Annotated in this window: 23 protein-coding genes; 11 read left to right on the top strand and 12 right to left on the bottom strand. The window is 62.8% G+C overall.

Going from position 1 to position 25,648, the window contains the following annotated elements:
* Positions 1-21: 21 nt before the first annotated feature.
* From mutT to secA, 4 genes are read right to left on the bottom strand one after another with little or no spacing between them, the layout of a single operon-like run.
* Positions 22-453 carry an 8-oxo-dGTP diphosphatase MutT gene (mutT, locus tag QTH97_RS16305; RefSeq protein WP_286569355.1) on the bottom strand — a complete coding sequence of 144 codons (432 nt, stop codon included), beginning with the start codon at positions 451-453 and terminating at the stop codon, positions 22-24.
* An 8-nt stretch (positions 454-461) separates the two neighbouring features.
* Entirely contained in the window at positions 462-1,337 is an 876-nt protein-coding gene (locus tag QTH97_RS16310) for an ATP-binding protein (RefSeq protein ID WP_286569356.1), read from the bottom strand.
* A complete protein-coding gene (gene argJ / locus QTH97_RS16315) occupies positions 1,334-2,563 on the bottom strand; it encodes a bifunctional glutamate N-acetyltransferase/amino-acid acetyltransferase ArgJ (protein ID WP_286569358.1) in 1,230 nt (409 codons plus the stop codon). The genes QTH97_RS16310 and argJ overlap by 4 nt, the downstream gene beginning before the upstream one ends.
* Positions 2,564-2,591: 28 nt before the next feature.
* Positions 2,592-5,369: a preprotein translocase subunit SecA gene (gene secA, locus QTH97_RS16320; RefSeq protein WP_286569360.1), complete on the bottom strand. Its 2,778-nt coding sequence runs from the start codon at positions 5,367-5,369 to the stop codon at positions 2,592-2,594.
* 177 nt (positions 5,370-5,546) lie between these two features.
* Between secA and QTH97_RS16325 the strand changes: the two genes are divergently transcribed.
* The gene (locus QTH97_RS16325; RefSeq protein WP_286569361.1) at positions 5,547-5,852 is read left to right on the top strand and encodes a DciA family protein; all 306 of its coding nucleotides are present in this window, start codon (positions 5,547-5,549) and stop codon (positions 5,850-5,852) included.
* A gap of 16 nt (positions 5,853-5,868) precedes the next feature.
* On the opposite strand, the gene QTH97_RS16330 is transcribed toward QTH97_RS16325, so the two are convergent.
* Complete coding sequence (locus QTH97_RS16330; protein ID WP_286569363.1) at positions 5,869-6,636, bottom strand: PepSY-associated TM helix domain-containing protein; 768 nt, start codon at positions 6,634-6,636, stop codon at positions 5,869-5,871.
* A gap of 336 nt (positions 6,637-6,972) precedes the next feature.
* On the opposite strand from QTH97_RS16330, the gene QTH97_RS16335 reads away from it, so the two are divergent.
* Entirely contained in the window at positions 6,973-7,458 is a 486-nt protein-coding gene (locus QTH97_RS16335; RefSeq protein WP_286569364.1) for a helix-turn-helix domain-containing protein, read from the top strand.
* A gap of 411 nt (positions 7,459-7,869) precedes the next feature.
* On the opposite strand, the gene QTH97_RS37140 is transcribed toward QTH97_RS16335, so the two are convergent.
* The gene (locus QTH97_RS37140) at positions 7,870-8,202 is read right to left on the bottom strand and encodes an OB-fold nucleic acid binding domain-containing protein (protein WP_444813443.1); all 333 of its coding nucleotides are present in this window, start codon (positions 8,200-8,202) and stop codon (positions 7,870-7,872) included.
* Positions 8,203-8,997: 795 nt separating this feature from the next.
* Between QTH97_RS37140 and QTH97_RS16345 the strand changes: the two genes are divergently transcribed.
* From QTH97_RS16345 to QTH97_RS16365, 5 genes are all read left to right on the top strand, one after another.
* Positions 8,998-9,702, top strand: a complete 705-nt coding sequence (locus QTH97_RS16345) for a ParB N-terminal domain-containing protein (protein WP_286569365.1) — start codon at positions 8,998-9,000, stop codon at positions 9,700-9,702.
* Positions 9,703-9,794: 92 nt separating this feature from the next.
* Positions 9,795-10,172, top strand: coding sequence for a hypothetical protein (locus QTH97_RS16350; protein ID WP_286569366.1), 378 nt, complete (start codon positions 9,795-9,797; stop codon positions 10,170-10,172).
* 100 nt (positions 10,173-10,272) lie between these two features.
* On the top strand, positions 10,273-10,761 hold the full coding sequence (locus QTH97_RS16355) for a hypothetical protein (protein ID WP_286569368.1): 489 nt from the start codon (positions 10,273-10,275) through the stop codon (positions 10,759-10,761).
* Between the two features lie 872 nt (positions 10,762-11,633).
* On the top strand, positions 11,634-12,716 hold the full coding sequence (locus QTH97_RS16360; protein WP_286569369.1) for a site-specific integrase: 1,083 nt from the start codon (positions 11,634-11,636) through the stop codon (positions 12,714-12,716).
* Between the two features lie 90 nt (positions 12,717-12,806).
* Positions 12,807-13,073, top strand: a complete 267-nt coding sequence (locus QTH97_RS16365; protein WP_286569371.1) for a hypothetical protein — start codon at positions 12,807-12,809, stop codon at positions 13,071-13,073.
* A gap of 218 nt (positions 13,074-13,291) precedes the next feature.
* On the opposite strand, the gene QTH97_RS16370 is transcribed toward QTH97_RS16365, so the two are convergent.
* The 3 genes from QTH97_RS16370 to QTH97_RS16380 all read right to left on the bottom strand — a co-directional run bounded on the left by QTH97_RS16370 (position 13,292) and on the right by QTH97_RS16380 (position 16,571).
* Positions 13,292-14,656: an SNIPE associated domain-containing protein gene (locus QTH97_RS16370; RefSeq protein ID WP_286569372.1), complete on the bottom strand. Its 1,365-nt coding sequence runs from the start codon at positions 14,654-14,656 to the stop codon at positions 13,292-13,294.
* Positions 14,657-14,943: 287 nt separating this feature from the next.
* Positions 14,944-15,708 (bottom strand): PIN domain-containing protein, encoded by a 765-nt coding sequence (locus QTH97_RS16375; protein WP_286569373.1) that lies wholly within the window; start codon positions 15,706-15,708, stop codon positions 14,944-14,946.
* A complete protein-coding gene (locus tag QTH97_RS16380; protein WP_286569374.1) occupies positions 15,705-16,571 on the bottom strand; it encodes a restriction endonuclease in 867 nt (288 codons plus the stop codon). The genes QTH97_RS16375 and QTH97_RS16380 overlap by 4 nt, the downstream gene beginning before the upstream one ends.
* A 388-nt stretch (positions 16,572-16,959) precedes the next feature.
* Here QTH97_RS16380 and QTH97_RS16385 point away from each other — a divergent pair, with 388 nt between their 5' ends.
* From QTH97_RS16385 to QTH97_RS16400, 4 genes are all read left to right on the top strand, one after another.
* Positions 16,960-19,647 (top strand): UvrD-helicase domain-containing protein, encoded by a 2,688-nt coding sequence (locus tag QTH97_RS16385; RefSeq protein WP_286569375.1) that lies wholly within the window; start codon positions 16,960-16,962, stop codon positions 19,645-19,647.
* 158 nt (positions 19,648-19,805) lie between these two features.
* Positions 19,806-20,171 carry a nuclear transport factor 2 family protein gene (locus QTH97_RS16390; RefSeq protein ID WP_286569376.1) on the top strand — a complete coding sequence of 122 codons (366 nt, stop codon included), beginning with the start codon at positions 19,806-19,808 and terminating at the stop codon, positions 20,169-20,171.
* A 299-nt stretch (positions 20,172-20,470) separates the two neighbouring features.
* Positions 20,471-21,346: a tyrosine-type recombinase/integrase gene (locus tag QTH97_RS16395; protein WP_286569377.1), complete on the top strand. Its 876-nt coding sequence runs from the start codon at positions 20,471-20,473 to the stop codon at positions 21,344-21,346.
* 9 nt (positions 21,347-21,355) lie between these two features.
* On the top strand, positions 21,356-22,552 hold the full coding sequence (locus QTH97_RS16400) for an IS91 family transposase (protein WP_444813444.1): 1,197 nt from the start codon (positions 21,356-21,358) through the stop codon (positions 22,550-22,552).
* A gap of 440 nt (positions 22,553-22,992) precedes the next feature.
* Here the strand turns inward: QTH97_RS16400 and QTH97_RS16405 are convergent, their stop codons facing one another.
* The 3 genes from QTH97_RS16405 to QTH97_RS16415 form a co-directional block, all read right to left on the bottom strand.
* The gene (locus QTH97_RS16405; RefSeq protein WP_286569378.1) at positions 22,993-23,370 is read right to left on the bottom strand and encodes a response regulator transcription factor; all 378 of its coding nucleotides are present in this window, start codon (positions 23,368-23,370) and stop codon (positions 22,993-22,995) included.
* A 404-nt stretch (positions 23,371-23,774) separates the two neighbouring features.
* Positions 23,775-24,599 (bottom strand): SDR family NAD(P)-dependent oxidoreductase, encoded by an 825-nt coding sequence (locus QTH97_RS16410; RefSeq protein WP_286569379.1) that lies wholly within the window; start codon positions 24,597-24,599, stop codon positions 23,775-23,777.
* A gap of 31 nt (positions 24,600-24,630) precedes the next feature.
* Positions 24,631-25,644, bottom strand: coding sequence for a YeiH family protein (locus tag QTH97_RS16415; protein ID WP_286569380.1), 1,014 nt, complete (start codon positions 25,642-25,644; stop codon positions 24,631-24,633).
* Between the last annotated feature and the right edge of the window lie 4 nt (positions 25,645-25,648).

The following is a 25,648-nucleotide window of genomic DNA, read 5'->3' on the forward strand; positions in this document are numbered from 1 at the left end:
CGCGCGGGCAGCGCATGGCGATCAACGCGCTACCGCATGTGGATCGGGCATGCCGCGTTCGTCGGCAAGCCATCCCAGGACGGGCAGCGCACCGGGGAGCACCGGCTCGACCTCGAGCGGCAGTTGCTGCCAGCACATCGACTGGCCTTCGCGCATCTCGAAGTCGCCGTCCCAAGCCTTGACCTTGCACCAGTGAAGACGCACCAGCGCATGCGGATAGTCGTGCTCGGTGACCTTCCAGACCTCGGCGCCCGCAATGGTGATGCCGAGTTCTTCGTGCAATTCACGCCGCAAGGCCTGCTCGACCGTCTCACCCGCCTCGATCTTGCCGCCGGGAAACTCCCAGTACCCGGCGTAGGGCTTGCCTTCCGGTCGGGTCGAAAGCAGCAAGGCATCGTCCTCACGGATCAGGATGCCCACGGCGACTTCGGTGTGCTTGCGCAAATCCGTCATCACGAGACTCAGGCGGCGGCGCGGCCGGCGTAGTCGCGCGCGAACTGGTAGGCCACACGCCCGCTGCGCGAGCCCCGCTCGAGCGCCCAGACCAACGCCTCCGGCCGGGCGGCCTCGATGGCTTTCGCGTCCACACCGAAAGAGGACAGCCATTGCGCGACGATGGTCAGGTACTCGTTCTGGCTGAACGGATAGAAGCTCACCCAGAGACCAAAGCGCTCGGAGAGCGAGATCTTCTCTTCGATCACCTCGCCGGGATGCACTTCGCCGTCCTCGGTATGCGTGTAGCTGAGGTTTTCCTTCATGTACTCAGGCAGCAGGTGGCGCCGATTGCTGGTCGCGTAGATCAGCACATTGGGCGTGGCCGCGGCGATGGAGCCGTCGAGGATCGACTTGAGCGCCTTGTAGCCCGGCTCCCCCTCGTCGAAGCTCAAGTCGTCGCTGAAGACGATGAACTTTTCGGGTCGATTCGAGACCACTTCGACGATGTCCGGCAAGTCGGTGAGTTCGGCCTTGTCGACTTCGATGAGCCGCAGGCCTTGCGGCGCATAGGCCTGCAGGCAGGCACGGATCAGCGACGATTTGCCGGTGCCGCGGGCGCCGGTCAGCAGTACGTTGTTGGCCGGCCTGCCTTCGACGAATTGACGCGTGTTGCGTTCGATCTTCTCCTTCTGGACGTCGATTTCCTTCAGCGCATCGAGCGGCATCGTCGCCACGTGGCGCACCGGCTCCAGGGTGCCGTGGCCCGAACTGCGGCGACGATAGCGCCAGGCGATGGAAGCACTCCAGTCGGTGGGGGCGGCCAGGGGCTGCGGGAGGATCGATTCGATGCGGCTGATCAGTTGTTCGGCGCGCTCGATCAGGCGTTCGAATTTTTCGTTCATGACCTGTAGTCGGCGTTGATCGACACGTAGTCGTGGCTCAGATCGCAAGTCCAGACGGTGTCGGCGGCATTGCCGCGGCCGAGCGCGATGCGCACCGTGATCTCGCTCTGCTTCATTACGCGCTGGCCATCCTCCTCGCGGTAGGTCGGATTGCGCCCCCCCTTGATGGCCACATGAACGTCGTCGAGGTAGAGATCGATGCCCGTCTGGTCCAGATCGGCAATGCCCGCATAGCCGACGGCGGCCAGAATGCGGCCGAGATTCGGATCGCTCGCGTAGAACGCCGTCTTGACCAAAGGCGAATGCGCGACCGCGTAGGCCACTTGCCGGCACTCCGCCGCATCGCGTCCACCTTCGACACGGATGGTGATGAACTTGGTCGCGCCTTCGCCGTCACGCACGATGGCCTGCGCCAACTGGCGTGCAACGCCCTGCATCGCTTCCACCAACGCACGTCCCTCGGCGGATTCGAGCGAGGTGATGGTGCTGTGATCTGCCTTCTGCGTGGCGATGACCACGAAGGAATCGTTGGTCGACGTATCGCCGTCGATCGTCACCCGGTTGAATGACGCGTCAGCCAAGGCCTTCGCAAGCGGTTGGATCAAGGACGCATCGATCTTCGCATCGGTAGCCATGAAGCCGAGCATCGTCGCCATGTTCGGCCGGATCATTCCGGCGCCCTTGCTGATGCCGGTGATCGTGACCGTGGCGCCGCCGACCTGCACCTGCTGGCTGAAGGCCTTGGGCACCGTGTCCGTCGTCATGATGCCTTCAGCGGCGCGCGCCCAGTTCGACGGCGAGGCGTCGGCCAGCGCGGCTGGCAGCCCCGCCTCGATCCGGTCGATCGGCAGTGGCTCCATGATCACGCCGGTGGAAAACGGCAGGATCTGCTCCGGTGCGAGATTGAGCTTGCGCGCCAGCGCGATGCAGGTGGCACGCGCGCGCGCCAATCCGTCTTCGCCCGTGCCGGCGTTCGCATTGCCTGTATTGATCAGCATGGCGCGAACACCGAAGTTCGCGGCCAGGTGGTCACGGCAAAGCTGAACGGGTGCGGCGCAGAAGCGGTTCTGCGTGAACACACCGCCCACTGCGGCGCCTTCGTCGATCAGCACCACGGTCAGGTCTTTGCGGTTGGCCTTGCGCACACCGGCTTCGGCGACGCCGATGCGAACGCCGGGCACCGCGTGCAACGCCGAGGGATCTGGAGCGGAAAGATTCACGGGCATGGAGGGGTCCTGCTGACGGATACGGAAATCAGGTGAGCTTGCCGTGGCAATGCTTGAACTTCTTGCCACTGCCGCAGGGGCAGGGATCGTTGCGGCCCACTCGCGCAAAGGCGGCGGCGCCGGCGCTCAGGCCACCTGCGGCCTGGCGACGCAGGCTTTCTTCATCGACGCGCACTTCGACTTCACCGGTTTCGGTGGGTGCCGTGTAGGTGATGTTCGCCACGTTCTCGCCGCGGCTCTCCATGGCTTCGGCGGCCTGCTCGAGCTGCTCGGTGGACTGCACGCGCACGGTCATGAGCTGGCGCGTGACTTCGTTCTTCACCGAGTCGAGCAATTGGCCGAACAACTCGAAGGCCTCACGCTTGTATTCCTGCTTCGGTTGCTTCTGCGCATAGCCGCGAAGGTGGATGCCCTGGCGCAGGTAATCCAGCGACGCCAGGTGCTCGCGCCAATGCGTGTCGATGCTCTGCAGCAGGACCATACGCTCGAACTGCGTGAAGTTCTCCTGGCCGATCAGCGAGACCTTGGCATTGAATGCCTCGTTGGCCGCAGAGACGACCTTCTCGACCACGTCTTCGTCGCCGATCGCAGTCGCAGCCTCCACATCCTTGCGAAGCGGCATGTCGATGTGCCATTCGTCGGACAGCACCTTCTCGAGACCGGCGAGGTCCCATTGCTCCTCGACCGATTCGTTGGGGACGTACTGGCGGACCAGGTCCCCAAAGCAGCCCTCGCGCAGCCCTTCGATCTGAGCCGTCAGGTCGCCCGCATCGAGGATGTCGTTGCGCTGCTGGTAGATCACCTTGCGCTGATCGTTCGACACGTCGTCGTATTCGAGCAATTGCTTGCGCACGTCGAAGTTGCGTGCCTCGACCTTGCGCTGGGCACTCTCGATGCTGCGCGTCACGATGCCGGCTTCGATCGCCTCGCCGTCGGGCATCTTGAGCCGGTCCATGATCGCCTTCACGCGGTCGCCCGCGAAGATGCGCATCAGCGGATCGTCCAGGCTCAGGTAGAAGCGCGAGGAACCCGGGTCGCCCTGGCGGCCCGAACGGCCGCGCAACTGGTTGTCGATGCGGCGCGATTCATGCCGCTCGGTCGCGATGATGCGCAGGCCGCCCAGCGACTTCACGAACTCGTGATCCTTGTCCCATTGCGCACGCAGTCGGGCAGTCTCGGCGGCCTTGGCTGCGGGATCGATTTCCTCGTTGACCTCCACGGCTTCGATCGCCTTCTCGACGTTGCCGCCGAGCACGATGTCGGTACCACGACCCGCCATGTTGGTCGCGATCGTGATCATCTTGGTGCGGCCCGCCTGCGCCACGATTTCCGCTTCGCGTGCGTGCTGCTTGGCGTTGAGCACCTGGTGCGGCAAACCGGACTTCTCGAGCAGTCCGGCGATGATTTCGGAGTTCTCGATCGACGAGGTGCCGACCAGCACCGGCTGGCCGCGCTCGTAGCACTCACGGATGTCCTGGATGGCTGCGTCGTACTTCTCCCGGGTGGTCTTGTAGACCCGGTCCAACTGGTCCTCTCGCTTGCTCGGCCGGTTCGGCGGAATGATCATGGTCTCCAGGCCGTAGATCTCCTGGAATTCATAGGCCTCGGTATCGGCCGTACCGGTCATGCCCGCGAGCTTGGCGTAAAGACGGAAGTAGTTCTGGAAAGTGATCGACGCGAGGGTCTGGTTCTCCGCCTGGATCTCGACGCCTTCCTTGGCCTCGACGGCCTGGTGCAGGCCGTCGCTCCACCGGCGGCCCGTCATCAGGCGGCCGGTGAATTCGTCGACGATGACCACTTCGCCCTGCTGTACGACATAGTGCTGGTCGCGGTGATACAGGTGGCGTGCACGCAGGGCCGCATTCAGGTGGTGCATCAACGTGATGTTGGCCGGGTCGTAGAGCGAGGCGCCCTCGGGCAGCAGCTTGAACTCGGAAAGAATCTGCTCCGCCTTCTCATGGCCGTCCTCGGTCATGAAAACCTGGTGCGTCTTCTCGTCGACGGTGAAGTCACCGGGCTTGGTGACGCCCTCGCCGGTGCGCGGATCGGCTTCGCCTTCCTGGCGGACCAGCAGCGGCACGACCTTGTTGATCGCGAGGTACAGCTCCGTGTGGTCCTCGGCCTGGCCGCTGATGATGAGCGGCGTGCGTGCCTCGTCGATCAGGATGGAGTCCACTTCGTCGACGATGGCGTAGTTCAGCCCGCGCTGGACCCGGTCGCCCGGCTCGTAGACCATGTTGTCGCGCAGGTAGTCGAAGCCGTATTCGTTGTTCGTGCCGTAGGTGATGTCGCTGCCGTAGGCCTGCTGTTTTTCCTCGCGCGGCATCTGCGGCAGGTTGATGCCGACGGAAAGGCCCAGAAAGTTGTAGAGCCGGCCCATCCAGGTTGCATCGCGGCTGGCGAGATAGTCGTTCACCGTGACCACGTGCACGCCCTTGCCTGTGAGCGCGTTCAGGTACACCGGCAGCGTGGCGGTCAGGGTCTTGCCCTCGCCCGTGCGCATTTCCGAAATCTTGCCGTTGTGCAGCGCCATGCCGCCCAGCAACTGGACGTCGAAGTGGCGCATTTTCATGACCCGCTTGGACGCTTCGCGGACTGTCGCGAAGGCCTCGGGCAACAAGTCGTCAAGCGTTTCGCCCTTGGCGACGCGATCCTTGAATTCCTGCGTCTTGGCGCGCAGCGCATCGTCATCGAGCTTCTCGAACGATGGTTCCAGCGCGTTGATGCGTTCAACCGTCTTGCGATACTGCTTCAGGAGCCGGTCATTGCGACTGCCGAAAATTTGAGTCAGGAAGTTGGTGGCCATGAATGGAGATCGAAGCAAACTCGCTGCATGCGACTACTTCGACCGAAATCCCTAAGATAGACGAGAAGGAACTTGGGCGCGCTTTGCCAGAAAGCAAGCCGACCGGCCCGCAGGATTGCTGGCAAACCGTTGATTTTAGCCGCCTTGTCCGGCCCCACCGACCGCAGACCTTTCCCCATGAACCGCCGTTTCAACGCCGTCACCTTGCTCGAGGCCACAGAGGGCTCTCCCACCCTGGCCAGCCTGGCTGCGCGTGCGCGCGAATCAGGCGAGCGCCTGGCTGCGGTGCAAGATCTGATCCCCCCTGAAATGCGTGCCGGCGTCAAGGCCGGCCCTGCCGATGGGGACGTCTGGTGCGTGCTGGTCTACGGGAGCGCCGCGGCCGCAAAGCTTCGGCAGTTGGCGCCGATCCTCCTGGCGCGGCTGAAATCACGCGGATGGGATGTCGCGACGATCCGCATCAAGGTGCAATCGCGCCATTGAGCGCGGCGCGCGCCCCTCAGAGTTGCGCGACCACCAATCCCAGCGTAAGCGCAATCGACGTGCCGAAGATGACGAGGCCGACACGCCGGCGCCGATGGGTCAGCATCCAAAGCGCCACCCCAGAGATCGACAGGAAGATCAAGCTGCCCGCCAGAGTGTCCACCAGCAGGATCCACGCAACAGGCATTCCAACGCCCTTGTGCAGATTGGCCAGCGTCGCAACGAAACCGTTGCTCGTGGTCGTGACGCCCACAGAACGATTGCCGCGCCAGTAGTCAGCCTGCACGATGGCATCGGGGCCGCCGAAATTGAAGATCCAGCGTTCCGGCTGCATCAGGGGCTTCGTCGGGGCCGCACCATCGGCCGTGTCACCTGCCGGCGTGCGCTTCCCCTTCTCGGTCCACGCAACGGGTTTGGCGGGCTCGGTGCGTGTGGAATTCGGCGGTCCACTCTGGCCAAGCGCCTCCTGCAACCATGTGGCCATTTCTTCCGCAGTGGCTGGTGCCGGTTCGGGCAAGGTCAGTTGGGCATTGATACGCTGCTGCGCCATCGGCAGCTTGAGTACGGCGCGGTGATTGAGCCAGATGCCCGCCGTGCCGAAGATCAATCCCAGGATCGCACCCCACAGGCCGAAGCAGCCGTGAGTCTTGCGAATCCATTGCACGATCGTGGAGCGGCGCTGTTGCGAGCGCCTTCGGGCTTCGGTCGAAATGGACGAGGTGAAGGCGGTCACGCCTTGATCGGCGAGGCCGCTGTCAACGTGCTGCTGGATGGCGTTGTCCATGTCGTCTGGCCGAGTCCGCCCCCGCTGGCGGGGACTGGAAACCGGGAGCGATCTCGGGATGGTGATGGTGCGCCAAGTTGGACGTGTCTGGGCACTGGTGCGAGCATTTTCTAGTCCCATTCGGACGCACGGTAAAACAACCAACAAACTAGCCGGGCGGCGTAGGCGGGCTGAATCACGACCCTCGCCCTGCAGACACTGGGTAGGAGCGCAACTTACTCGTTGAACCGTTCAACGGCACGAACCAACTCAGGGCACGTTGACGTGATACTGGCGGACAGACAATATGTGGTCCGGGGCTCTTGGTGGGCTCCAATCAGGAACCGAGCAGTACAAATGAACTTGGCTGAACTAAGCGCCCTTACGGGCATATCACCAAGAATAATCAAGAGGTACATTTTGGAGCGATTGCTTTCCCCGCCTGTAGGGAAAACGCGGGCCGCCGTCTACAACGATGAGCATCGCCGCGAACTGATTCGTATCCGGGCGCTTCATATGAGTGGATGGAAACTTGACGAGATTCGCGACGAAGTGCGCCGGGGGCCGCGAAATGCAAAATTGAATCACCTGAAGTCCAACGCAGCATGGATTGTTGAACATCGAATTGTTCTCGCGCCCGGTATCAGCCTGCTTTTTGACAGTAGGGTGCCATATCAGCAAGCACAAATGGATGAAATCGCGACAAGGACTCGTCGATCACTCGAAAGTCTCAATCTGCCTCTCTTTGCCGAGGCGAAGGCGCCAATCGGCGGCGTAGGTCGAAGGCGAACAGGGGATCCGGCGCCACCGGAGGAGCAGGTGCGCCAACTGAGCGAAGGGTGACATGCACGGTAACAGCTGCATTCGCCGACCTCCAGTGTTCCATTCGCGCTATCCAGTCTGAAAACGGAACTCCCTCACAGAACTGCGCAAGATCCAAGATCAAGGCAAGTCCGACGCCTCCACGGCCAAGTGCACTAACAAGCGGAGGCGGACCCCGCTCGCTACGTTGACCTCCAACTAAGCATTCGAGGAGGCCTCGCTCTCCTTCGGAGCAGGATCAACTTCGAGGTAGAAGGTATTCGCTTCAAGCCGCAAATTTTCGGCGGGAAGCACTTGACGAGGCGCAGATACTTAGCGTTGTAGGTGATGCCGCAAATCAGGCACGCCTCGGCGACACACGCGCAGTTGTCCAAGCAATTCTGTGTGATCCACGAGTTTCATGGCCACGAGCGAATGAACCCCCTTCTCGCTCTACCATGTGCCTTCGACGCTCAACAGCTTTGCGCCGAGCAGCACTGTGCGCTGCTTCTCGGCGATCTGCGGCCAGACGATGATGTTCACGGTTCCGGTCTCGTCTTCGAGCGTCGCGAAGATCACGCCTTTCGCGGTGCTCGGCCGTTGCCGATGCGTCACGATCCCGCTCGCACGAACCTTTTGTCGATCCTTGGCCTTGCAACGAAGTTGCTGGGGGGATTCGAACGACCCGAGCGCGTGAACTCGGGCGAAGGCTGAAAAAGTGCGCTGCCTTCCGATTTCGGATTCGATTTCTCCAGCAGCGTCACTCGCGTTCCAAACACGGAGCAACCGCCACGTCCCCTCAACGTACCCGGGGCCATTTCCGTCGACGCCTCGACAGGCACTGGCCCATGTCCGAGAAGGTCTGTGTCAAGCACTCGCCGACCGAGCTGTGTACAGGCTGATTTTACCGCAGCGCCTGAGGCGAGCGCCACCCCCGACGAGCCATGCGGACCACCCCGACCCGCCATGCGCGGCCACGGGTGCAGGCTGTGCTCCGGCACCCTGCTGCTGCGTGCTTTGCCCTGCCCTCCTTGTCCTTCTCCGGGGGGTTCGCTCCGCCTTTTGGGCGCCGTTGGGCGAAGCGAAGCGCGGACCTTGAAACCGTCCAACAGACGCCAGACTCGCCGGGCCGAACCCACCGCATGTACCTCCTTCGGACAGCGACACCGCACGAAAGGGGCAAGCCACACTTCACCCTGAATTAATGTCAAAAAGACATTAATTGGCGATGTTGCTATTTTCAATAAATCAATTGAAATCAACGGGTTGCATTGACATGCGCTGGGCGACTATGCATACTTTTGCATTAATCGAAGTCCAGGCATCGGCTTGGGCGCTGCCTTCAGCCAACGTCGGGGGATTGACCATGTCGCGTCGCCGCAGGGGTGAACTGTCAAGCGTTGCGTTCCTCACGCAGCCGTCGAAGGGGGCAGCGTTACTCCAGGGCAGCGCGGTCGACCATCGGGGCTGGCGATGGGCGACGGCTCGGCGTTCCATCGGCTTCACGGCCCCACGATCCGAAGCGGCCGTTAGCGCGCACCGAGGCACCTGCGGATACGTTTTCATCGGAGCGGCAAGACCATGACCGGCGCCGACCTGGAGGGTCCCGGCCTGCGCCTCCTGAACCCCACGAACATCGTCTCGTCCCCATGGACGGACAGAGACCCTCGCGCGTTCACAACGAGCGAGTTCGACAATCTCAAAAAAAGCATCTGTTCCACGGGCAGGAACATCGTTCCAATCAAGGTCAGGCTCCTACAGGCCCCGCCCCCTGAATCGCCGACTGCACTCCGGCCGGAAGGCGACCGCAGGCCTGTGTACGAGATCGTCTACGGGTACCTTCGATGCCGCGCGTGTCTGGAACTCGGGATCGGCGTGCTGGCCATCGTCGCGGATGTTTGGTACGGGGACATGTTGATCGAGTACGTCCGAGAGAACCGGTGCCGCAGCGGTCCCAGTCCCTACGAAATGGGCCAGATGTATGCGCGGGCTGTGGGCACGGTCTTCCCCACTGCAAGGCGGCTCGCCGCGGCCATGGGCGACGACCACGCGGTGGTATTACAGTACCTGGACCTGGCGCAATTGCCACCTGAAGTGGTCCGCGCATTCGCCTCACCGCTCGATTTGCAACTTCGATGGGCAGCCAAGCTACGCTGCGCCCAAGAGCATGACCTGCCGGCGCTCTTGGCGCGCGCCGCTGCGCTGGAGGGCCGTGGGCTTCCCGCCCATCAAGTCATGGCTGCCCTCGTTCCAACTCCTGCTCGCTTCAACAGATCGAAGGAATGACGATGGCCACGGTGCGTTCGCTCAGAGGGGCTGTCGCCGGCTCAAAGAACTACTGGGTCTGGTGTGTCCCTGGCAGGAAAAGTCCCAGGACGATGCCGATCAGCATCCTGTGCATGACGGACGAAGGGCCGCGGTACTTGCCCACATCCATTGCGGCACCGCACAGCCTGCGCTCACGACCTGTACCGTACAGCGAAGTCAGGCCCGCGCAGGGCGACACCGACCTGGCGGAGGCCGTCTACGAATGGCAGATGGTCGGCGCAGCAGAAGTGTCGTTGGCAGAACAAGCGCTCGCCTACGAAGCGGCCACGGCGAGGCGATTTTTGGCGCCGGCGTCCCTCGTTTTCGCGCCCGCTTCAGCCCCGGTCGCGGACGAGAACCCGTATCTCGGCAGGAGCCTGTGGGTGCAAGTGACCGGGCGAGAAAGCGATGTCTCGGGCTTGGCTCGCCAGTGTGCACGAGCCCTTTGAAATCATCGTTGCCCGGGGCATCAGGGCGGCGAGGTGCTCGATTCCAGCTGAATGGTTGAATGAAGATGGCAACGCCGCCAACGTCCGATAGGAGCCGTCCATGTCCAATGTCTACTACGGCGATTTCGCAGAGACAGAGCGCGACTGGACTTGGTGCAGCCCCGTCGCGTGCAGCCCGAAGAACACGCCGCTCGCCATCAGGTGCCTGCCTCCTGACCGTGGGCCGTTCTTTGTGCCCACGACGATCATTGCGCCTGAAAGCCTGCGTCACCCAAACCTCCTCTACACCGAGATCGCCCCCACAAGCGACGACCGAAGGTTCACCCGCGCCGTCTACCAATGGTGCTTCTTGTGCGATCCGGCGTTGGACATGCGCGACGAGGTCGATCTGTGGCGCGCCCGGCTAACCGCGCATGCGGTCTGCACCGCCAGGCGCTTCCTGAGGCCGACCGACGCCCAATTTGCGCCCGCGAAGAATCCAATCCGGATCCCAGACTTGCATGTCGGGAGATCAATCCCTTCTCGTTCGAAAAAAGGGCTCTACGCACACGCTGGAAGGTTGGCTCGGAAGTCGGCGCGCGCCCTTTGAGGTCTTGATTTTCACGCGGACGAAGCATCCCGAAAAGTGCCTCGTACCGATTGGCTGCCTCGGCGAAGACGGTTCTGCGTTTCGCTTTGCCGAGTTGGTACTCCGGCCCGCCCTACGCGGTGGCAAAGCAAGTGTTCGACGAGGATCATTTTGAAGGGTGCTCACGGACGACGGCCGACTGAACGTGTCACGTTGGGGGGGGCCGGGATGCGCGTGGCGAGCGCGGGCAAATGACAAGACATGACGACCGAGCCTGGAGCGAGCAGATCGAGCCCTGGCAGATGGGCCGCAAGAACTGGCTCTTCGCCCGTAGTTCCCGGACACCACGCGCGCGTCGATGTACTCGCGCATCTCGTCTGGCAGGACCAGCGTCAGGGTGTGTCGCCGCATGAGGCCAAAGATCGGCGTAGTCCCGACGGGTTGTCATCTCGACCTCTCCGGCGCGCTGTCGCTCACGAACCTCAGGAAAACGTGCCCCGGGTTCGCGCCGAACAAGCAACCTACAGCCTAGGCGCACCTACGGTCGCAGGGCCGCAAGCCGAGCGGATTCGGGGCCCATAAACATGCTGAGTGGTGGCCAACCTGCGAGTGCTCACCAGGAGGAATCGGACGGCCACGACCTTGACCTGGTCACCCTGCGGGCGTCCACTTGAAGGCTGTCCTCCAGGAGTGCATGCATGGCGGCACGCAGACCGTTCTCCTCTTCCAGGCCGGGCGTCGTCCGGCGATCAGCGGCGCAGGCGCCCCGACCAGATCCGGCCAGCCAGCCTGACCTGCCGGCGGTGGCAAATGAGCGCCCTCCTCCGACCGAATCCCGTTCTGCAAGGCAAGGCAGGGAAGCCCAAGCGTTGGCGGAGTTGCGGCCGCTCGCAGTGCCCCTGCTGGACCCGCAAGCCGTCTCCGGTCTGACGCAGGCGGCGGTGGGCCAGTTTCTTCTGCAGGGGCAGTCGCCCAACACGGTGGCGTCGTACGGCACCGCCACGCGCTACTGGTCAGCCTGGTTTGCCGCACGCTACGGGCAGCCGCTCGCGCTGCCGGTGAGCGTCCCCGTGGTCTTGCAGTTCATCGTGGACCATGCCGAGCGCCTGGCGGACAGTGACGATGGCCCGGCGGCCTCGGGGCGTCCCGCGCGACTTGTTCATGATCTGCCCGAGGAGATCGATCGGCTGCTGGTGGCTACGCACTTCAAGGGGAAGGTCGGGGCGATAGCACTAGGAACCCTCGCTCACCGCATTTCGGTGCTCTCCAAGGTTCATCAGCTCAGGGGCCTAGACAATCCTTGCGCGTATCCGAGCGTGCGGCAACTGCTTCGCAAGGTACGGACGAGCTACGCACGACGTCAAGTTCGGCCACATCAACAGAAGGCGCTCACGCGCGACCTGCTGGAAGAAGTGCTCGCGACATGCGACACGCCCCCTATCGGGATCCGTGATCGCGCACTTCTGCTGTTTGCGTGGTCAAGCGGAGGTCGTCGGCGATCCGAGGTCGCGGAAGCCACGATGGAAAATTTGCAGGACCACGGGGATCGCGGTTATGTCTACGTGTTAGGACACTCGAAGACCAATCAGGAAGGACGTGCAACTGACTCGATGCAGAAGCCGATCGCTGGTCGCGCTGCTGCGGCACTGCGAGCTTGGCTGGACCTGAGCGGAGTGCGGTCGGGTCCCATCTTTCGGCGCGTCATCAAGGGCGGGCGGATCCTTGCAGAGCCTCTGGCGCCTCGCGCTGTGCGCACGATCGTCATGAACCGAGCAACGCGTGCCGGCCTCCCTGGGCACTACTCGGCGCATTCCCTACGCTCCGGATTCGTCACGGAGGCGGGGCGTCAACAGGTCCCCGCAGGCGATGCAATGAAGATGACGGGGCACAAAAATTGGGAAGCCTTCATGGGGTATTACCGAGTCGGCGACCTGCTGAGCAGCGAGACAGCCAGGATGCTTGATGGTCCCGGATGAAACGCGCCTGGCTGAGCACTTTGTGGGCTTCGACCATCCGTTGGTGGCGTGGACCGTTGAAACGCGCCGCCGACGCGGCATCATCGGAACATGGCCGACGACGACCGCTGCAACGATTTGGATACTTTCCTGCCGCCCCTGAGCCAGGCCGCCCAGCGCGCGGGCAGATCGCTGATGAAACTGAGCGAGGCCGAACTCCTCGCCGTGCTGGGCGTCGAGTTGCAACGCCGCGGCCTGCAGGAACTCGGCGCGCTGCCAAAGCCCCGCGCTCGTCCACCCAGGCGCTTGAAACCCGTTCAGCGCGAGCAGATGCTGCTCCTGCTACCCGTGCATGACGACATGACCGACGGCCGGTAGCGAGCCGAAGCACACAGCGCTCCAGCCTTCTGCGGCTGGCCACCCCGGATGGCCCACCAGCGAGCCAGACCGGAGGCCCCATGCCCCGCGACCGACCGCCCGCCTCCATGCCGGCCTGTGTGAAGCAGTACCAAAGACGGTGCCAGCCACTGATGGCGACGGTCTCTCACCGCCGAGCCAACGCCTGCACGCAAGTGGCCCGGGTCATCCCCATGCGATCACTGCGTGGCGAGGCTGGCGGATTGCGAAGTTGCAGGGACGTTGGGTGCAGATACTTGGGATAGGCTTTGGCGATATTCCATGGCTTCAGGGATGTCCTCGAATTCCAGCAGTTCGCCAGCGAGCGCGCTCAGATGCATCTTGGCCTCCAGCGGCGTTGCGCGGAAGAACTCGCGTCGGCGGTTGACGGCGTTGACCCGCCGCTCGCTCAGACGCGCATGCATCTGGCCCTCGATGCCCACGGCATCCTTGGAGAAGAAGAGCGCGTGCACGTCGAAATTGAACGGCACCGACGCGTCGCTCAGTTCGCGGATGCGATCCCTTGGATCGAGTCGGCGAGTCATACCGACCTTGACCATCGTCTCGCCAAATGAGCCGATGTTGGAGATCACGTAGACATAGCCGGCACGGATATTGGCGGCTCGATAGTCGACATCCGCCAGTGCCCGATCCACGTCGGCGAGTTGATCGCGCATGCGTGCAACCGCCTCCAGATCCCCCTTTGCTTCAAGCGCCGCAAGCGCGTTGGCGTAGTGTGTGCGCTCCTTCTCAAGGCGTTCGCGTTCGCGCTCCAACTCCTGCTGAGCCTTTCGCTCCTCCTTGAGCCGCTCGCGCTCGGCGCGATCGGCCTCCTTCTCTTCGGCCTGCTTTTGCAGAAAGTCGGCGGTCAAGGACAACTCGTCGATGCGGGCGCGCAGGTATTGCGCTGAAACCTGGATGTCCATGCTGCGACCGAGGCGCTCGATGGTCGAGGCCACCTTGCGCAGTCGTTCCACGGCGGCATCGAGCTTGTACGGCTTGAGCGAGCGGACGAGGTTGTCTGCCTCGGCATTGAAGGCGCGCAGCATAAGCTTGGAAAAGTCGCGCACCATCGCCTTGCCCTCGGTGGTGGAGCCGTTGACCGTCCAATTGGTGGTTGCTTGGATAGCGCCGCCATCCTTCTTGGCCATCTCCTTGATCGTCGCCTGCACGACGTCCAGAGCGAGGCGAAACGACACAGCATCGGTCAGCGGATGGCGATACTCGTAGATGCCTACCTCTTGGAGCATCACGACATCTTCCGTAACCACGATCGCTTGGCGTAGTTCTTCCTGTCTACGCAGCAAGAGGCTGATCGCCTCCTTGGCTTCCTCGCGCTCGCGCGCCAGGGCGTGCTTCTGGCGAAGCATTTCGTTCTCAATTTCCTTGGCCCGCTCTTCCAACTCTAGGAACGAGAAGGCGCCGAGCCGTTCGAGACGGTCCGTCGCTTCGCGCAATTCATGACGCAATTCCTGGATCTTGATGGACTGCTCGGCCGCCATGCGGCGAGCGCCGAAAAGGGGGACTTTGACGGCCTGGAAGTTGGTCTGGTCGTTGTTGTTCATGTGCTCTGCAAATTGACGAAGCCTCGATGGTCGAGATATTTGGGGCGGGTACCGGGCCTCCACGGTCCACGAGGTCGACGCGATCCCGGCATTGCGTGAATGGTTCACGAACTGGGCCGAAAGATGCGGGTCGAGCCAAGAGGTCTCGCGTGACTACAGGGCAGCGAAGCGGGCTGGCCCACCTCGTCGTTCGGCCTCATGCTGGCGCGCCGCCTTTCGTGGGGGTTTCGACTCCGGCGGATCTATACCCGTCCCTCGGGGCCACACGCAGGACGCACGGGCGCCCCTTAGCGAGTCTCAGCCATTGGCGGGCCATATCCCAGCTTGTCGTTGGCCAGGTGGATCACATCGCTGGTGAGCAAGCGATCAACCATCTGTTGGACCTTTTGCGGAACCGGTGCCAGGCCGAACTTGGTCTGGATGTGACGCTCCAGGGCCGGCAGACTCTTGGGGCGATTGGGAGCGCCAAGGTCCTTGACAAGATCACGATACATCTCGATCAGCGGCTTTTGGACGGGCCTCTTCTTGGCAAGTGGCCTTGCTTGCGGTGACGCCTTCGAATCTGCAGTCGGAGCCTTCCGCTTTGCCGGCTTCGCGCCGCTTGCGGCCTCCTTCTTGGCGACTGCCGCGCGCTTGCTCTGCTTGACCGTGCTGGACGAAGAAGGCTTGGAAGGCGCGGCGGTCTTGGTCGCCACTGCGGGCAGCGCCCTCATGCGCTTCACGGAGAACGCCAGCGTTCGTGCATGGGCAATTGGCGGGTCGTACCCGGTGTCCTTGGCCAACACCACGAATCGACCCTGAGGCTGCTTGGCGGCAAGGTAGCCAAGGTAGAACACCAAATGGAAATCCAACGAGTTCGCGCCGGTTCGCGAGATCGGAATGAGGGTCGACCGCGGGCTGTTGAGCTCGAAGTCCGCCTTGCGTTTGAGCTGGTTTGGGCCGTAGAAGACCCATGCCTGCCCTGCATCTCCCAGCCACGCCTCCACATCGCCTGGAGAGGGTTGGACATTTTCCAGATCCACCAGCAAGTGGACGCTGGTCGACGTGGTCACGCCGTGCCGCGGCAGCGCGGGTAGTCCGAGCAGCCCCAGAACTGTTGGCCAGCATTGGCACCCTTCTTAGCCGTCCGTCGCACCATCGCCTGCGCACACCTGGGACAGCTCGGCGCAGATACGTTCGCCGAACCGGTGCCTGACCCAGAGGAGCGTCCTGCTTCCCTGTCAGGCTTGGTCTGTGCTGCGCTCGTGGCAGCCTTGGCCTGCTTGAGTAGCTGGTGCAGCTTCGCCCCATCGATCAGCCGGACGTTGCGTCCGCTGGCGAACTCTTGTGCCTCGGCGGTGAACTGGCCGGAGGTGACGACAAACCCACCCGCCGCGCCCATGGCCGCCATCGCGCCATACAGCTCCCGCACCACGGGCACGCCGACCTTGAAGGCCCGCCATTGCTTGCACTGCACGAGGTAGCGCTCCCCGCTCTTGCGAAGCACCAGATCGACACCGCCGTCTGGGCCCGGCGTGTCGTTCTCTTCGACGGCATAGCCCTGGACTCGAAAGCCCTCGCCCACCAGCATCTCGAATTCGCGCCAACTCATGCCGTCCAGGACGCTAGGGGCGTCGGAACGCGTGGCGCTGGTCACCAACGACCTGCGCATGCGGCGTCGCCAGGCAGAGGCCGCGGCGCCAGCCAGACAAATAAGCGGCAGGATGTACTGGCCAACAGAAGCGAGCCCGCGCCCGACGCCCCCGACCATGGCACCGCTTAAGTCGCCCGGCTTGAACGCCACCAATGGCGCCGCTGCGATCCTATGAAGCAAGACGTAGCCAACAACAGCCAGGACGACACCTACATACCAAGGCAGTCGTGCAACCAGATCAATCAGGTCTTCTGCGGGGCTGGACTTCTTGCGGCGGGCCATCGACGATTCCGTTGTTTGGGCCAATTCTCACCGCGAGGCGCTAGCGATCACGCGGCGTTGAAGTTCGAGTGGGCAATACTTCACACTCCGCTGTGGGCTGCATGCCACGTGATTGCAGATCCCCTCGTGAAGTAGCGACCCATGGGGGCGGAAAATCCAGTGCGAGTTCCATCCCTGGCGCCACTGGTGGCGAACTAGGACTGCCGACCGGGAGGCGTCATCGGGTCGACTGCCTCGCGGCCATGGAGAGCAACGTCTACACTGCGATCGTGCCCGCGCGAGCCTTGCGCAATCCAAGGCAACGCGGCGCACTTCCGCAAGGAGTTGTACGCCAGCGTCCCCCCGAGGGAGGACCGATCTCTCCTTTTAGGTAATGCGTTCATAGCCAATGACGACTACCTGGAAACCGTCAACGCTGGGCAAGTTGCTCACTCGCGCACCTGACTGGACGCTCGAGCTGGACGGCGAGCGCCTTCGCCTCACGATTCGGGGTGAGACGACCCATTTCGACATCGGCCAGTTAGAACGGCTTTCCGTCAAACCGGGCCTGATCTGGGGCACGCTGATCATTCCGTTGGGCGATGCCGACAAGCTGGCACTCGACGGAATCTCCAACCATGACGCCAAGCAGTGCAAGCGCGCGATCGGCGAAGCCCTTGCGGCCAAGCGCCAATGCGACCAGATCGTCGGTTGGGTGGGAACGACCCTCGAAGCCTTCAAGCGGCAGATTGCTCGACGCGGTTGGCTCGGCCGCGAGTTTGCGCAGCGATTGGAGGCGTCGAAGCCTTCGTTCCCGACCTCGATCGCAGACTCCACAGCAGGCCGGCATCACCTGAGCCGCCAGCCGCAATCAGTTCAGGACGCAGTGCGGACGTGGCAGCGTCGCTTCGAAGAATTCGTCACGGAAGTGAACGAGCGGCACGCGGCCCAGGTGGCCGAGATGGATCGATCGTTCTTTGATCGGGTGGAGAAATCGCCACTGACCGCGGAGCAGCGCAAAGCGGTGATGTGCTTCGACAACCGCATGCTCCTGGTGGCCTCCGCCGGTTCGGGAAAGACCTCCACCATGGTCGCCAAAGCCGGCTACGCGCTTCGACACGGGTATTTTTCTCCCGAGCGCATACTGCTTCTTGCCTTCAACACGGACGCGGCAGCGGAACTGCGCGAGCGCGTCCGTGCAAGGCTGGGACCCTTGGGCCTACCCGCTGATCTAGTTGTCGCGAAGACCTTCCACGCCTTCGGCCTGGATGTCATCGGCGCGGCGGCCGGACGAAAGCCATCCCTCGCACCCTGGCTGGAAAGCGGCGAGGATCTGGCGACCCTGGTCGGTCTGATTGACGACCTGAAGGACCGCGATCCCGAGTTCCGAGTCCAGTGGGATCTGTATCGCATCGTGCTTTGGCAGGACCTCCCCAAGTTTGGCAAGGAAGAGGAGAACCCCAACGCTTGGAGCAGCGAGTCGCGTCGCGATGGCTTCTGGACGCTCAATGGGGAAGTCGTGAGAAGCCAGGGCGAAGTGGTGCTGGCCAACTGGCTCTTCTACAACGGAATTCGATACGTCTATGAGGGCGACTACGAACACGACACGGCCGATGCGAACTACCGACAGTACCGGCCGGACTTCTACTTGCCGGACGCCAAGGCCTACCTGGAACACTGGGCCTTGGACGAAAACGGCGACCCCCCGAAAGCGTTCGCGAGCTACAGGGAGAGCATGGCCTGGAAGCGTGCCCTGCATCAGCAGCATGGGACGATCCTGCTGGAAACCACCATGGCGCAGCTCTGGTCAGGTGAGGCGTTTGAGTATCTGAGCCGTGAACTCCCCAAGCTGGGCGTCAACTTAGACCCGAACCCCGATCGGGCAGTGCCCGGCCGCCAGCCCGTCGAGAATCCGCGCCTCGCGGTCACCTTCAGAACCTTCCTCACACATGTGAAGAGCAGCAGGTTGTCGATGCAGGACCTGCGCGAACGGCTGCAGCAACGGATCGCCGGCGACTTTCAATTCCGCCACGGAATGTTCCTGCGCCTGTTTGAGAAGATTCTGGGTGCCTGGACGGACAAGCTTCGCTCAGGCGGGTGCATCGACTTCGAAGACATGCTCAACATGGCCACCGATTGCGTGGAGTCGGGCCAATGGACCAGCCCCTATGAGTTGGTCATGGTGGACGAGTTCCAGGATGCAAGCCGAGCACGCGCCCGAATGGCAGCCGCGTTGGTCCACGGCGAAGATAAGTACCTCTTCGCGGTCGGGGACGACTGGCAGGCAATCAACCGCTTCGCGGGGGCCGACCTCGGGGTGATGACCGAGTTCGAATCTCTCTTTGGCAAAGGCGTCACACTGAAGCTGGAGACGACCTTCCGCTGCCCTCCTTCCCTGTGCGGCATCAGCAGCAAGTTCGTGCTGAAGAACCCGCGTCAGATCGCCAAGGAAGTGCGCTCGCCCATTCCCGACATCACGGAGCCAGTGCGCATCATCCGCGTAGAAGATGAACGATTCATCCGCGGGGCTATCGAGCGACGTCTCCAAGAGATCTCGAAGGAGTCGGCTGCAAGCGGAAGCAAAGTCAAAGTTCTTCTCCTAGGCAGGTACCGAAAGGACCAGGTCTACATGCCGGACTCGTACGATCGCCGTTGGGTAGAACCGTCTTTCCTCACCGTCCATTCATCCAAAGGACTTGAGGCCGATCACGTCATCATTCCGCGGGTCACGTCGGAGACGCTGGGGTTCCCCAGCAAGGTCGCAGATGACCCTGTGCTGCAATTGGCGATGCCGACCGGCGATGGATTTGAGTACGCGGAGGAACGGCGACTCTTCTACGTCGCCCTCACCCGCGCTCGCTCAACGGCAACGCTCATCACCGTTCGCCACATGGAGTCGGCCTTCGTCACCGAACTGCTTAAGGGTCAGGGCCTGCGCATTCTCAACGCCGATGGCTCTGAAGCTGATTCCGAGCTCTGCCCGAAGTGCGGCAACGGATTCCTCAGGCTCAAGAAGTCGAAGTACGGGCCGTTCATGGGTTGCAGCACTTTCCCGCGTTGTAGCTACACGCGCGATGCCCGCCGGCTTTCCGGATGATTCGGCGCGATCTGGCGAGCAGCAGAATTCGTCTTGTGATTGGCTGGTCAGGTTTCCACCACCTCGCCTTTGTGAGCTCTCAAAGGCGGGCGCGTGGCATACTGAATCGAGGCTCGGCCCAGATCGGGCCGCCGTAACCTGCCTCAGAGGAGACGCTGATGCTGACGATGGAAAAGACGGCCGACTACGTGAAGCGCTGGGTCGACGCGTTCGAGTCGAAGGACCTCGAACGCGTTCTGGGCTTCTACGCCAACGACGTGATCTTCCACTCCCCATTGGTTGCGCGGCTGAGCCACGACCCCAGCGGCACCGTGCAAGGCAAGGCCGCGCTGCGCGCCTACGTGAAGAAGGGCTTCGAGGTCTTCGACCACATCAAGTTCACCGTGCTTGACGTGCTGCGCGGCGTCGACAGCATCGCGATCCACTACAAGGGCATCACGGGTACACATGTTGTCGAGGTGCTGTTCTTCGACAAGGACGGCGTGGTCCGCGAGTCGTACGTGCACTACTCGTCTCCCGAGTAGCATCAAAGTCCCATGGGGCTGTTCATACTGTTCATCGCGGGGCGCGAGTTCCGCCCAAGGCATTAGGCCGACCTGTCGGCGAATGTTTTCTTTCAGCCGACTTGCAGGATCGCCGAAGCCCGTTCTGCAGTGCGATAGCCGACCTTCAGCGGAACGCCCGATCGCGACCGCTCAGTGCCCTTGGACTAAACCGCTCGCGCGGTAGCCCGCCGCTGAGGCTGCTGTAATGGCAAACATTGCGCCCCTGTCTATGTTGAGGAGCGAGGCAATCGGCCTCGTTCTTCGACAGGAGCACGATCATGACCCCTTCGACACCAGCGGTTTCTCCGCTGCGTCAGCGCATGCTCGACGATATGCGCATGCGCAAGCTCGGACCCAAGACCCAGGCTGCCTACGTTCGCGCGGTTCGGTACCTCGCCGGCTTTCTTCAACGCGCCCCCGACACGGCCACCGCAGAGGATCTGCGGCGTTTCCAGTTGCACATGGTCGATCGAGGCGTTTCGCCGATCACACTCAATGCAACCATCACCGGCTTGAAGTTCTTCTTCGACGTCACGCTCGACCGTGGCGAACTGATGGCCAGGATGAGCTACGTGCATGTGCCCCAGAAGATGCCGGTGGTTCTGAGTCGCGATGAAGTCGCACGCCTGATCGCCGCGGCCGCCAACTTGAAGTACCAGACGGCACTGTCCATCGCCTACGGCACGGGACTGCGTGTCAGTGAGATCGTTGCGCTGAAGGTCGGCGACATCGACAGCCAACGCATGACCTTGCGCGTCGATCAGGGTAAGGGCCACAAGGATCGCTACGCCATGCTGTCGCCGGTGCTGCTCAAGCGGCTGCGCGACTGGTGGCGGTACGCCAACGCGAAGGGCAAGATGCTGCCCAACGGCTGGCTGTTCCCGGGCATGAACCCGGTCGACCCGCTGACCGCACGCCAACTCAACCGCGCCGTTCACGACGCCGCCGAGGCGGCCAAGATCGACAAGCGTGTGACCATGCACACGCTGCGCCACACGTTTGCCACGCACCTGCTGGAGCAGAAGGTCGACATCCGCGTGATCCAGGTGATGCTGGGCCACAAGAAGCTGGAGACGACATCGGTCTACACGCACGTGGCCACCGAGATCCTGCACGAAGTGGTCAGCCCGCTGGAGAGGCTTGAACACGCGTAGAGCATCTCCGTGGCGCATTGCGCCCTGGAAGTCGCCGACATCTTCCGCATCCACGGTCCCGGCTGGCGCAAGGCGCAGCGTGGGCATCTGAGCCTGGGCCAGCTCAAGGTGATGTCGGCCATTGAACAGTGCCGCAGCGCGGCGCTGGGAGGCCACGTGTTGCGTTGCGAAGGCTGCGGGCTCGACCAGATCGCCTACAACTCCTGCCGCAACCGGCACTGCCCGAAGTGCCAGGCCAGCGCAGCGCAACGCTGGCTCGAGGCGCGTCAAGCCGATCTGCTGCCGGTGGACTACTACCACGTCGTCTTCACCTTGCCGGCGCCGATCAGCGCCATCGCGTACTACAACAAGGCAGAGATCTACGCGTTGCTGTTCGACGTGGCCGCCGAGACCTTGATGACCATCGCGGCGGATCCGAAGCATTTGGGTGCCAGCATCGGTGCGACCCTGGTGCTACACACTTGGGGATCGGCGCTGACGCATCATCCCCATGTGCACGGCATCGTGCCGGGCGGTGGCCTGTCGCCGGACGGGGAGCACTGGGTCGCGTGCAAGCCCGGCTTCTTCTTGTCGGTGCGCGTGCTGTCGCGGCTGTTCCGGCGCCGCTTCCTTGAAGCGCTCGAGCACGCTCACGACGCCGGCCGCCTGCATTTCTTCGGCGAGGACACAACGCTCGCTGACGCAAAGGTGTTCGCCGACTGGCTCGCGCCACTGCGCAAGTGCGAATGGGTCGTCTACGCCAAGCGCCCGTTCGCTGGCCCCGAAGCGGTGCTAGTCTATCTGTCGCGCTACACCCACCGCGTCGCCATCTCGAACAGCCGACTTCTAGCCATGGACGAGCGAGGCGTCACATTCCGCTGGAAGGATTACCGCGCCAAGGGCCGGACTCGCCACAAGACGATGACGCTCGATGCCGACGAGTTCATGCGTCGCTTCCTTCTGCACGTCCTGCCGAGTGGGTTCCATCGCATCCGCCACTACGGGCTGCTGGCCAACGGCAACCGAACCTCCAGCCTCACACGCATTCGCGAGTTGCTGCTACAGCAAGCCGATGCCGTTGCCCGAACGCCGGCCTCTGATGCCGAGGTCGAATCGGCGCGACCGAGCTTCTTCTGCCCACACTGCGGCGCGCCGATGATCGTCTTGCAGACCTTCGCTCGCGCTCAGCCCATACGCGCGCCGCCTCAACAGGCTTGGGCACCATGAGTACACATCTGCATCAGCCTTCCGTCCGAGCCTGGATGCGGGGCGGTCTTGCCCCCGCACCGGCGGACGGCCTTGTCGCCGGTCGCGTCGCTGGGCGACTCAACGTGCCGGCATCGATCCGCAGCGCCTCAATGACGCCATCTGTCGAATTCTTGAGTCGCGCCCCCAGTACCACCTCGATTCACGCCGCCGGAATCCCCATAGCCTCGTAGCCTTCTCAGGCCTCAGTGGCGCATTCCGCGGTTTCCTCCATGGAGGCTTGTCCAACACCTGCCCTCAGGCCGTTGGCGCGCTCAACGCTGTCACGCCGCGCGAGCAGGTATCGGACAACCCTAAACCGTTGCAGACATCTGCGTGAGCTTGTTTAACTGGGGCAACCGGCCCAGAAGCCGCCGTTCAGCGACGCGGCTCGATTCTCGAAAGCGGTCATTGCGCCCCAGCTATCGCGTGCCGGTCCCGCCCAAAGCTTTGTTAATAGCATCCATCAATTGCAGCCCAGGGTAGGGCTTCTGCAAAAAGTCCGAGGCGCCGTCTCTGATGGCTTGGACGGCCGCCGAAATTTCTACGCTGCCACTGATGAAAACTATGGGTATGTTTGCGCCCATCTCTCGCAGGCGCTTTTGCAGCGCGAGCCCATTCATCCCGGGCATGTGCAGGTCCAATACCAGACAGCCTCGCCAAGTCGGGTCCAAGGCATTCAGGAACTCCAACGCCGAACCGTAGACCCTTGCTGCGAGCCCGACGGAATCCACCAACTCGCGAATCGAATCGCGACAAGCCTCGTCATCGTCAATGATGAATACGGTGGGTTCGCTCATGCGGGCCGTGCACCTTTCGTTAAGGCCCTAGGCAGCACCCGGCCGTTAGGCTTCCGCCCTGCAAAACCGCTCCAACATTGACCGCTTTTTATCATAGTGAACATCATTTTGTTAACACTCTTAACATAGACTTCCAATTAAGTCCAAGAGGGCCGCGGCCGAGGAGGCGTCCGTTCTAAACTCGGTTCTTTTTCCGCTTTGGGACGCAATAGATGCCTGCCAACTCCCTCTCCAGATGTCGGCGGCGTGAAGCGCGTGCAGCCCCACTCGAGGTAGGGCAGGATGCGGCCCACACGCAGAAGTACGCGAACGTCGCCTTTCGGGAGCGCTACTTTCCGCCGACCCCAAGGCAGCCGGTGAATGCGAAGAATTTCTGAATCGGCCCACTTCGCTACTGCATTCGGTCACACGACCATTCCGCCGTTCGGGCTGATCGTCTGCCCGACCAGATAGTGCTCGTCGGACGCGAGGTAGACGGCCAGCGATGCGTACTCTTCCGGCTTGCCAAGGCGTCCGAGCGGGATCAGTTGATGCACGCCGGCCCGGGCTTCCTCGGACAGCGTCGCCAGGAAATGCTCCATCGGCGGTGTCAGCATGCCGCCAGCAGCGATGGCATTAACGAAGATGTTGGCCCCGGCGACTTCGATCGCGACGGATCGCGTGAACGCAAGCACCGCGCCCTTGGTCGCGCAGTAGGCCGGGTGGAAGGCGCTGAATCCGCCGGTGCCGGCAATCGAAGCGATGTTGATGATCTTGCCGGCCTTCTTCGCCTCCATGATGCGCAACGCCTCGCGGGTGCAATAGAAAACGCCATGCACGTTGACGCCCCAATACCTGTGCCACTCCTCGTCGGTGAAATCCTTGGTCACTCCCAGCGATTCCTTGGCCACGGGAGTCGTCATCATCCGGTAGAACTTCGAGCGCATCAGCTCATTGCGCTCGCCTGACTGCACCAGTGCGGCGTTGTTCACCAGGATGTCGAGCGTGCCAAAGGTCGCGACGATGTTCTTGAAGAGATTGGCGACGCTCTCCACCGACGAGACATCGAACTGCACGCGCAGGCAGCGAGCGCCGGTCGCCTCGATCTCGGCCTGCGCGCCGGACAGCGTCTCGGCGTTGATGTCAGCAATAACGATGTCAGCGCCTTCCCTGGCCATGGCAAGCGCAATGGCCTTCCCCAAGCCCTGGGCGCCGCCTGTGATCAGTGCAACTTTGCCTTTCAGCTTCATTCTCAATTCCTCGAGTTTGAGTGTGTCGGACTCAGGCCAGCCAATGCATCAATGCCAGCGCCAGCACGACTAGGAAAACCGTCTCGCCAACCATCAGCATCACCGGCTTGAGCCCGACGGCGACCAGGTCCTTCAATTGCGTCTTCATGCCGATGCCCGCGATGGCCGCCACCAGGCACCAGCGCGAGAAATCGCTGCCGCCTTTAGCGACGAGCGTCGGCAGCCAGCCCGTGCTGTTGATCGCCACCAGGAGCACGAAGCCGATGACGAAGCCTGGAAGCAGTGGCGGTCGCTTGCCACCGGTATCGCCGGCTTGGCGGCGCGACAGCATGACCGCAAATACGACTACCGGCACCAGCATGGCCACGCGCATCAGCTTGACCAGGGTGGCCACGTCGCCCGTCTGCTGCGACATGCTGTAGCCGGCGCCGACCACCTGGGCCACGTCGTGGATCGTCGCGCCGAGAAATATCCCGGCGGCACGCGGATCCAGCCCGACGGCCTGCGCGATCATCGGGTAGACGATCATCGCCAGCGTCGACAACGCCGACACGCCGACCACAGTGAACAGCGTCGCACGCTCTTTCAAGGGATGGTTCGGCAGCGCGGCTGCCAGCGCCATCGCCGCCGAGGCCCCGCAGATCGCGGTGGCCCCGCCACTGAGCAAGCCGAACACGGTCTGGAAGCCCATGAGCCGCGCCGCCAGCATCGACACCCCGATCGTCAGTACCACTGCCAGAACGACGATCACCACGGGCTGCCATCCGAGCTCGGCGACCTGGCCGACGGTGATCCGCAGTCCGAGCAGCGCGACGCCGATACGCAGCAGCGTCCGACCCGCGAATTCGATGCCCGGCTTGCAGGCACCCTCGCCGGAGAGGAAGTTCATCGCAATGCCCAGCAGTAGCGCGAACAGCATCACCGGCGCACCGTAGTGCTGCGACAGGAAGGTTGATGCCGCAGCGACCACGCCACAGGCCAGCACGCCGGGAAACAGCAAGCGCACGCGGCCGGGGACCGCGCCGATCGTGAGTGTGGTGGTCATGGCA

It is taken from the genome of Variovorax gracilis (genome assembly GCF_030317115.1).
Classification (GTDB): domain Bacteria; phylum Pseudomonadota; class Gammaproteobacteria; order Burkholderiales; family Burkholderiaceae_C; genus Variovorax; species Variovorax gracilis.

Excerpts from the sequence above, each read along its gene's own strand:
- QTH97_RS16355 (WP_286569368.1), top strand. The coding sequence starts at position 10,273 with ATGTCCAATGTCTACTACGGCGATTTCGCAGAGACAGAGCGCGACTGG.
- secA (WP_286569360.1), bottom strand. The coding sequence starts at position 5,369 with ATGGCCACCAACTTCCTGACTCAAATTTTCGGCAGTCGCAATGACCGG.
- QTH97_RS16310 (WP_286569356.1), bottom strand. The coding sequence starts at position 1,337 with ATGAACGAAAAATTCGAACGCCTGATCGAGCGCGCCGAACAACTGATC.
- QTH97_RS16365 (WP_286569371.1), top strand. The coding sequence starts at position 12,807 with ATGGCCGACGACGACCGCTGCAACGATTTGGATACTTTCCTGCCGCCC.
- mutT (WP_286569355.1), bottom strand. The coding sequence starts at position 453 with ATGACGGATTTGCGCAAGCACACCGAAGTCGCCGTGGGCATCCTGATC.
- QTH97_RS16370 (WP_286569372.1), bottom strand. The coding sequence starts at position 14,656 with ATGAACAACAACGACCAGACCAACTTCCAGGCCGTCAAAGTCCCCCTT.
- QTH97_RS16390 (WP_286569376.1), top strand. The coding sequence starts at position 19,806 with ATGCTGACGATGGAAAAGACGGCCGACTACGTGAAGCGCTGGGTCGAC.
- QTH97_RS16405 (WP_286569378.1), bottom strand. The coding sequence starts at position 23,370 with ATGAGCGAACCCACCGTATTCATCATTGACGATGACGAGGCTTGTCGC.
- QTH97_RS16350 (WP_286569366.1), top strand. The coding sequence starts at position 9,795 with ATGCCGATCAGCATCCTGTGCATGACGGACGAAGGGCCGCGGTACTTG.
- QTH97_RS16380 (WP_286569374.1), bottom strand. The coding sequence starts at position 16,571 with ATGGCCCGCCGCAAGAAGTCCAGCCCCGCAGAAGACCTGATTGATCTG.
- QTH97_RS16330 (WP_286569363.1), bottom strand. The coding sequence starts at position 6,636 with ATGGACAACGCCATCCAGCAGCACGTTGACAGCGGCCTCGCCGATCAA.
- QTH97_RS16415 (WP_286569380.1), bottom strand. The coding sequence starts at position 25,644 with ATGACCACCACACTCACGATCGGCGCGGTCCCCGGCCGCGTGCGCTTG.
- QTH97_RS16410 (WP_286569379.1), bottom strand. The coding sequence starts at position 24,599 with ATGAAGCTGAAAGGCAAAGTTGCACTGATCACAGGCGGCGCCCAGGGC.
- QTH97_RS16335 (WP_286569364.1), top strand. The coding sequence starts at position 6,973 with ATGAACTTGGCTGAACTAAGCGCCCTTACGGGCATATCACCAAGAATA.
- QTH97_RS16345 (WP_286569365.1), top strand. The coding sequence starts at position 8,998 with ATGACCGGCGCCGACCTGGAGGGTCCCGGCCTGCGCCTCCTGAACCCC.
- QTH97_RS16325 (WP_286569361.1), top strand. The coding sequence starts at position 5,547 with ATGAACCGCCGTTTCAACGCCGTCACCTTGCTCGAGGCCACAGAGGGC.
- QTH97_RS16385 (WP_286569375.1), top strand. The coding sequence starts at position 16,960 with ATGACGACTACCTGGAAACCGTCAACGCTGGGCAAGTTGCTCACTCGC.
- QTH97_RS16395 (WP_286569377.1), top strand. The coding sequence starts at position 20,471 with ATGACCCCTTCGACACCAGCGGTTTCTCCGCTGCGTCAGCGCATGCTC.
- argJ (WP_286569358.1), bottom strand. The coding sequence starts at position 2,563 with ATGCCCGTGAATCTTTCCGCTCCAGATCCCTCGGCGTTGCACGCGGTG.